Origin of the sequence: Mesomycoplasma ovipneumoniae SC01, from assembly GCF_000218525.1 — a bacterium.
Lineage (GTDB): Bacteria > Bacillota_I > Bacilli_A > Mycoplasmatales > Metamycoplasmataceae > Mesomycoplasma > Mesomycoplasma ovipneumoniae_A.
Map to the genome: position 1 here is coordinate 1 of NZ_AFHO01000013.1, position 8004 is coordinate 8004.

Genomic DNA, 8004 nt, shown 5'->3' on the forward strand with positions numbered 1-8004 from the left:
TTTACATTGATCCACCTTATAATACCCAGGCTAGTTTTAATGAAGGTAACCAGATTGCAAATGATAAAGAAAATATTCTGCCTTCAAAATTTATTTATCGAGATAAATATTCACGAAACGGTTGACTAAATTTATTAAATGAACGGCTAAATTTAGCAAAAAAGCTTTTAAAAGAAGATGGCCTAATTTTTATCTCAATTGATGATAATCAGCAAGCTTACCTAAAAATTTTAATGGACGAAATTTTTGGCGAGGAAAATTTCGTTACAAATATTGTGTGAGTTAAAAAAAATAGTCCGGGTGGAAACACTAGTTTTGATTATAAAATAACACAAAACACAGAATATATTCTTACATATGCTAAAAATTTAAACAAATGTAAGTTCAATTACCAAAAATATGATGAAAAAGATTTTAAAAAATTAGGTTATACACTTAAAGATGAATATTTTGAACAAAGAGGTTATTATAAATTGATTGACCTTCATCATACATCCTCTACTGGCGCATTTCAATATATAAAATCTTTGGATTATCCTATTATGGCTCCTGATGGTACCAGTTTTACTTTGTATTTAAATAAAAACAATCCAGAATCGGCTCGTTATACTTGGGGAAAAGATACTTTTGTCGAAGGGGAAAAACAAGGATTTATAGAGATTGTTAAAAATTCTCACGGTGACTGGGTTGCTAAACGAAAACAATATCAATATGTAAAATTTAATCCTAGAACCAAAAAAATTGAACAAATTGATGCTGGTGTACCGTTTAAAAATATTATTAGTGATTTTTATTCACTAAATGGCGGCCTAGAACTCAAAGAAATTTTTAATAGTAAAAATATCTTTGATTTTCCCAAACCGGTTGAACTAATTAGCCATTTAATTAATATTCATCCCAATAAAAATGCAAGAGTTCTTGATTTTTTTGCCGGAAGTGGGACAACTGGTCATGCTGTTTGGAATTTAAACCGTCAAGATGGAGGAAAACGAAGCTTTACTTTGATAACTAATAATCAAAATAATATCGCAACAGATGTAACCTATGAGCGACTTTTTAGAATTTCAAATGGAAAAGGAACCCAAAATCAAGAATTTGACTGAAGCAAAAATAACAAACCTTATTTGCAAAACCTGAAAGTTTTTGACATTTGTTATTATAATACTCAAATTTTTGATTCAAAAAGTAAACTTGATTCAAAATGTAAACTTGTTTTAGAAAGTGGGCTTAATGATTTGGTTAATTCACTTTTAAAACTTTTTAAAGATTTTGATATTAAAGTTGACTCAAATCATAAAGATACTAAAAATACTAGGTATATTGAACTTTTAAATAATCTTTTAGCACTTAAACCACAAGAAAAGGATTCATAAAATTATGGAATTAACCCAATCTCAACTTAAAGCCGTTGAACAATTAGTTGGAAAAACAACTTCATATCTCATTAGTAGTGAAGAAATTGAGCTAAAATTACAGAATGATGAAAACCAAACAAATCCAGCAAAACTAAAAAATGCAATTTATTTTAAAGCGCCGACAGGATCAGGAAAAACTTTCATGATTCTAAACTATATTGATAAATTAATTGAATGAAATAAAGCCAATGCTGGTAAAGAATTAGTTTTTGTAATTGTAACATTATCGAGTGCTGAATTACCTAAGCAAATGGAAGAAAGTTTTAACGAATATAAAATTTTTATAAAAAACGCAAATTTAAAAATAGAGAGAATTGAAAGTCCTTCAAACTTGAAAAGAACGGCAAAAGTTGATAAAAATTATGAATTTTTTGCCTCACCTGATTCAGTTTTTATTATGGGTGGAGCATCTTTTAAATCAAATTCTATTTTACGTGAACAAGGATCAATTGAAGCATTTTTGTCCGAAATTAAACGAAAAGGGCAAATTCTTATTTATATAAGGGATGAGGCTCATATTGGTTCTGATATTAAAATTACTTCAAAAGACCAAAAGTTTGAAGAAAAAATGCAACTAAATGCATCATTTATATTGAAAATGACAGCAACCCCAAAAACTGATTTGCCATTAGTTCACCTATCTGAAAAGGATTTAAGTCAAGATGACGTTCAACTTTTAAAAACCAAAAAAAATCATAATCTTGACTTAGAAATAGGTAAAGATTATGATGATGAAGAAATTTTGGAAATAGCTTGTAAAAAATTTAACGAAATTAAAAAACAATATAATGATAATATTAAAGAGCCAGGTTTAGAGGGTATTAACCCCGCAATGCTAATTCAAATTGACAATAGTAGTGAAAAAGATGCCCAAAAAGCGCAAAAATTTGATGATAATATTAAAAAAATAATTAAAATACTCGAAAAACATAATCTTAGTTGAGTTAAATATTTTGATCAAAATAAAAAAGAAAGTAATTTGCGTCAAAAATCTAATTTTACATTACGTGATATTTCTAGAAATATGTCTTCAGTTGATGTAATAATTTTTAAAATTGGACCTGCAACAGGATGAAATATTCCAAGAGCATGCATGTTAGTCCAACTTAGAAATATTTCATCATTTAATTTAAGTATTCAAACAATTGGTAGAATAAAAAGAAATCCTTGTCCTACGTATAATTTAAGACATAATTCCATTGCTCATGAATATTTTATTTATAGTAATGTTGACCCTAAAGATAAAAATGTGCTTAAACTTTTTTTGAAGAAAGAATATAAAAATGACATATTTATATTAGGTCAAATCGAACTTCCTGGAACACCTGTTGAAAATAGAAGTAAAATAATTAATGATGAACAATATTGAAAAAATTTTAAACATGAATTTGACAATGGCGCTAAGAAGAAAGATGTTAAAAGAACTTTTGAAAAACGTTTGAGAGAATATGAAGAAGACTATAATGCAAATAAATTTATTTCTATCGACACTGAAGAATATGGTTCAGCAAGATTAATTAAATCAAAAATTTCCAACATTATTGAATTAGAATTAGCAATTATTAGACTTAAAAACAATTTAAAAAAGTATTTTACTTCTAAAATTTGAGACTTTTTTGCCCAAATGAAACAAGAATTTTTAGGAGATAAACAAAAAAATGAACAAATTTTAGATTTAATTATTTTGTTAAAATACGGTCAAGAACTTGCTAGAATTTATAAAAAAACGATTAAAGATCAAGTTGAAAACGCTCAGTATAAACTTATTTTTGAAGAACGTTTGCCTAAAGAAATTGAATTTAGTAGTTCTGAAAACGATAAATTGGTGAAAACTAATGATTCTTTTGCCTATGAAAAAATTGATGACAAAACATCAAAAGATAATCTTCCGTTAGATTCAGAAGCAGAAGAATTTTTTGCAAAAGAATTAATAAGAATTAGTAAAACAAAGCAAAATATTCGTTTTTGAGCTAAAAACCCAGTCCATACTAAATTAGGTTTTCAATACATTAAGGGAAATGAAATTGCAAAATCATATCCTGATTTTTTGGTTAGCAAAAATGAAAATTATTTTTATTTTGAAATCAAAAATTATAAAGATTATGATTCTAAAAAAACCCAATTATTAATAAGTAGTTATAATCAATATTTCAAAGAAAATCAAATAAATCCAAAAAATTTAACCTTAGCTGTTTGCTGAGTTAAACCTGACGAGGGAAAACTTTATTTTGCTGGATCTTCTAATTTAGAGGAAATTCGAGATAAAATTGATTTTAATAAAATAACAAATAGTGATATTAACGACATTAACAATGAAGAATTTGAAAAAAATAGAGATCTTATTCCGTGAATGGATTTAACCGAGATCATAAAATAAATAATAAATGATCTTTCTTAATAATCAAAAAAACCTATAATTCATAGGTTTTTTTTGTGTTTTCAAACAAAAAAATCTTAAATATTTTTTATTCTTCAAATATTAATTAAAGCCATTTTCAAATTTGAAAGTAATTTGAAAATGGCTAAATTTATCTAACTTTGTGTAGAAATTTATTTTTAGGTTATTTTTTTAAAAAAAGATAAAAACCTGAAATTATAAAGACAAAAGAAAACACAAAAAATATAAAAATTACAAGTCTTATTATCTCTTTTTTAAAATCTGATCAGTTTTGATTGCGTTTCTTTTGGTAAAATCAAAGAAAAATAGCAATCAAAAACAGGAAAATGGCAATTAAAATTGAAAAAATTAAATATAAAATCATAAGATTTTATGATAATTCAAGGTAAAAAAGCACTTTTTGGATCATTTTTTCAATTCCTTTTTGATTAATTTTTCTAACGTCATAACTTTTAGGATTTTCTTGAAAATATTTTTCAACTTCATTAGAAAAACTAACTAAAAGGTCGGTGCCAACATTAATTTTGTTAATTCCAAAATTGATTGCTTTTTTAATTTCTTCTAGAGAAAGGCCGCTGGTTCCGTGCATAACAAGCGGGATTTTATAGTCTTTTTTAAAGTTTTTAACTAAATCTCAATCTAAATTAGCCTTTTTTTTGTAAATTCCGTGCGCGGTTCCAAAAGCAATTGCAAGAAGATCTGGCTCTGTTTTTTGGTAGAATTTCTTAACACTATCAATTTCAAGAATTTGTTCAGTATTTTCTTGATGACCAATTTCTTTGCCGCCAATTTGGCCTATTTCTAGTTCAAGAAAAACATTTTTTTTATCAGCAATTGATTTAGCTTTTAGTGATTTTTCGATATTTTCATTAATTGGAAAATTTGAACCATCAAACATTGCAGAATTAAAACCAAATTCAAGGTATTTTTCAAAAAGATTTAAATCATCACAGTGATCAAGGTGAAAAATAAATTTACCAGAGGAATTTTGAATCGCCGATAAAATCATAGGCGCTAAAATTTCAATGCGTGAATATTTTATTGCCCCTTGGCTTACCTGAATAATTAAAGGTTTTTGGGAAATTTCCCCGGCTTTAATTACGGCCAAAAGTGTTTCTAAATTTAAAACATTAAAAGCAAAAATTGCTTTATTTTCTGCATTTAGTTTCAAAAATACAGATCTTGGATCGATAAGTGCCATTATTTTCCTATTATTATTTTCCTATTATTTTGCGAACGTGATCGGCAACAAATTCAACATCAGTGCCAACTATAATTTGCAAACCTTTATTGCCAACACGAACGATTCCTCGACCACCAGCTGCAAGAATTTTTGCATCTAACTGTTCATCTTTTTTATTATCTTTAACAATAAGTCGCAATCTTGTTGCACAATTTGAGACTTCTTCAATGTTTTCTTTGCCTATAATTTCAATAAATTTTAGCGCCATTTTTTCATACTGGTCACTAACTTTATTAGTGTTTTGCGTCATAGTTTCATTAGGTGGGTCTATTTTTTTAGTGCTCTCAACTTCTAAATTTTCATTATTAGTGCTTATTTCGGTTTCAATTTTGTCTTCACGACCTAAGGTTTTAATATCAAACTTTTTAATTAAAAAGTAAAAGCTTGAGCCTTGAATTAAAAACATTATTGCTGAAAATGCCCAAATTCATAGTGGATTTGCCATAATTCCAGCATTTTTTGCAAAGGCTCAAGAACGTGGGAAAGAGACAATATAGTCAATAAATCCGGCACTAAATCCAATTCCGATACTCATTCCAGTTCATGTCACGAACATATAAATTAATGAAGTAAGAAAAGCATTTAAAAGTCATAAAAGTGGTGAAATAAAAATAAAAGTAAAAATTAGGGGTTCATCAATTCCAGTAAGAAAACTTACAAGTGTTGCGCCTGCCAAAAAAGTAGTAATTGTTTTCCGATTTTCCCGTTTTGCGGCAAAAATCATTGCCACAGCAGCGCCAGGAAGTCCACCCAAATATAAAGGGAAAAATCCGGTTGTAAAACCACCAGAACCAATAATTCCGGTATTAAATGCAGTTATATCTCCATTTACAGTATGAAGATCACCAACATTTGCAATGGTATTTCCCACTGAATCAACAACAGGACTAATTAATATACCTTCAATTGGCAATTGGAATCAAACAAAAGTATTTAAAATATGATGAAGTCCAAAAGGCTGCAAGAGTCGATTAAGAAATGCATAAACTGAGACATAAAATCCCCGCGCATAGCGATTGGCGCTTTGATCCGAAAGAGCTGAGCCAATTTTAATTAGTCCATATTGAGCCCAAGGTCAAATAATTGCAAAAAATAAGCCAAGCGGAATTATTGATAAAATTCCTAACATTGGCACAAATCTTCTGCCACCAAAAAATGAAAGTGTCTGTGGTAATTTAACGTTTTTGTATTTATTATACAAAAACGCAACAACAATTCCGACAACAATACCGCCAATGACGCCTGAGTCTAATTGGTAGACGGGCTTGCCAGCTTTTAGGAAATACAAAAGTTGTGTTAAACCTTTAAGTTCGCCTGAGTCTGCGACTAAAACTTTTGAATAAATTGCCTCAGCAAGTTGATTTTGTTTTAAAAGCGCTGTCATTCCGTATCAAACAACAGCCCCAACAAGCGCGGCTTCGCCACGATTATCTTTGGCAAAACCAAATGAAATTCCGATTGCAAAAATAATTGCCAAATTATCAAAAACAATTCCACCTGGAGTTGAAATTAGTCGCCCGATAAATTTTTGTGTCTCCGAAATTCCGATAGAACCATTTGCCGAAGGATCTTGAATTAATGCGCCAATTCTTAATAAAAGTGCAGCAATTGGCAAAACTGCAATTGGAAACATAAGTGATTTTCCAAGTCGTTGTAATTGGTTTAAAATCCGATTAAAAACCGAATTTTCTGATTTATGTGATTTTTGCTTTGGAGTAATTTTTTTAATTTTACCAGAAAATTTAACGGTCATTTAACACCTTTCAATTTTTTTTAGTAAAAAATTGCTTTATCAAGTGTTTCTTTTGATAATTTAGAGGCAGCTTCTTTGTCTAAAATGAAAGTACAATTTGGATGCAATTGTAAAAAAGAAGCAGTAATTTCTGAATTAGGTTTTTCTTCTAACATTTGTTTTGTAACGCTGGCTTTATGTAAACCAAAAGAAACCATAATTGCTTTTTTTGTGTATTTTAAAATTGTTTGAACTCCCATTGTCATTGCTTGTTTTGGACATTCATCAAAATTGGAAAATTTCCCTTTTTTAACCATATCAATAATTGTCTCATCTGTTAAATTAGTAACATGAGTTGTTGAATTAAAAGGTGTTCCAGGTTCATTATAGGCCATATGGCCGTTAATTCCGATACTAATATATTGTAAATCAATCGGATTTTCAGCGATTTTTTGCTCATAAAACTTTACTTCTTGTTCAAGATCGCTCGTTTTTGAGTTAGGAATATTAATCTGGGAAACTGGAACATTAACGTGGTCAAATAAATTAGTTTTCATTTGTTTGATAAATGCTTCAGGATGATCTTGGTCAATTCCGACAAATTCATCAAGATTAAATGTTGTAATTTTATCCCAGGAAGTCCCGTTTTGGCGATGATCTTCAATTAAAAGTTTATAAGTTTCAATTGGCGAAACTCCGGTTGCAAAACCTAAAACTGAATTAGGTTTTGTTCTAATTTGTTCAATAAAAAGGTCTGCACAATATTTGTGTAGGTCGCTCAATTTTTCAAAAATTAATATTTTCATTTTAATGTCCTCCAGTTTAAAATAGCAAATAAAAGTTGTTGTTATTATTTGCACAATTATAATTTTATCAAAACACACAAAAAAAAAAAAAAGTAAAAAAAAGTATAAGAAATTAAAAAAAGTTAGTATATTAATTTGAGACACATTAAAAAAAGGTGTATCAAAAATGAAACAATACAAATTTACAGTTGAAGACAAATTTAAGTACATTAAAATTGCTGAATTTAAAGTGTTAAAAATTGCAACTTTAGATTTTTAGGAATAATTCCCGAGTTTGTCAGTTTGATGGCAAAAAAATCACTTTCTAGTGAATACAAATATGCGAAAACACCCCTAAATCAGTATTTTTTGACCCTAAAACCTTCATTTTTATAGTTTTGAAATTAACCTTTTGCAAAAAAAAAAAAAAA

The 8004-nt window shown here is 28.4% G+C and carries 5 protein-coding genes; 2 read left to right on the plus strand and 3 right to left on the minus strand.

The window, feature by feature from the left end; all coding sequences use genetic code 4:
- The coding region (locus MOSC01_RS0102965) for a site-specific DNA-methyltransferase (RefSeq protein ID WP_010321312.1) at window positions 1–1373 on the plus strand (1373 nt) is incomplete at its 5' end.
- 4 nt (window positions 1374–1377) lie between these two features.
- Window positions 1378–3792, plus strand: a complete 2415-nt coding sequence (locus MOSC01_RS0102970; RefSeq protein WP_010321313.1) for a DEAD/DEAH box helicase family protein — start codon at window positions 1378–1380, stop codon at window positions 3790–3792.
- Between the two features lie 391 nt (window positions 3793–4183).
- Here MOSC01_RS0102970 and MOSC01_RS0102980 read toward each other — a convergent pair whose 3' ends face one another.
- The 3 genes from MOSC01_RS0102980 to MOSC01_RS0102990 are packed head-to-tail and all read right to left on the minus strand — an operon-like array spanning window position 4184 to window position 7594.
- Window positions 4184–5014: a class II fructose-bisphosphate aldolase gene (locus tag MOSC01_RS0102980; RefSeq protein ID WP_010321315.1), complete on the minus strand. Its 831-nt coding sequence runs from the start codon at window positions 5012–5014 to the stop codon at window positions 4184–4186.
- Window positions 5015–5027: 13 nt separating this feature from the next.
- Window positions 5028–6809: a PTS transporter subunit EIIC gene (locus MOSC01_RS0102985; protein WP_010321316.1), complete on the minus strand. Its 1782-nt coding sequence runs from the start codon at window positions 6807–6809 to the stop codon at window positions 5028–5030.
- A 20-nt stretch (window positions 6810–6829) separates the two neighbouring features.
- Window positions 6830–7594 carry a glucosamine-6-phosphate deaminase gene (locus MOSC01_RS0102990; protein WP_010321317.1) on the minus strand — a complete coding sequence of 255 codons (765 nt, stop codon included), beginning with the start codon at window positions 7592–7594 and terminating at the stop codon, window positions 6830–6832.
- Between the last annotated feature and the right edge of the window lie 410 nt (window positions 7595–8004).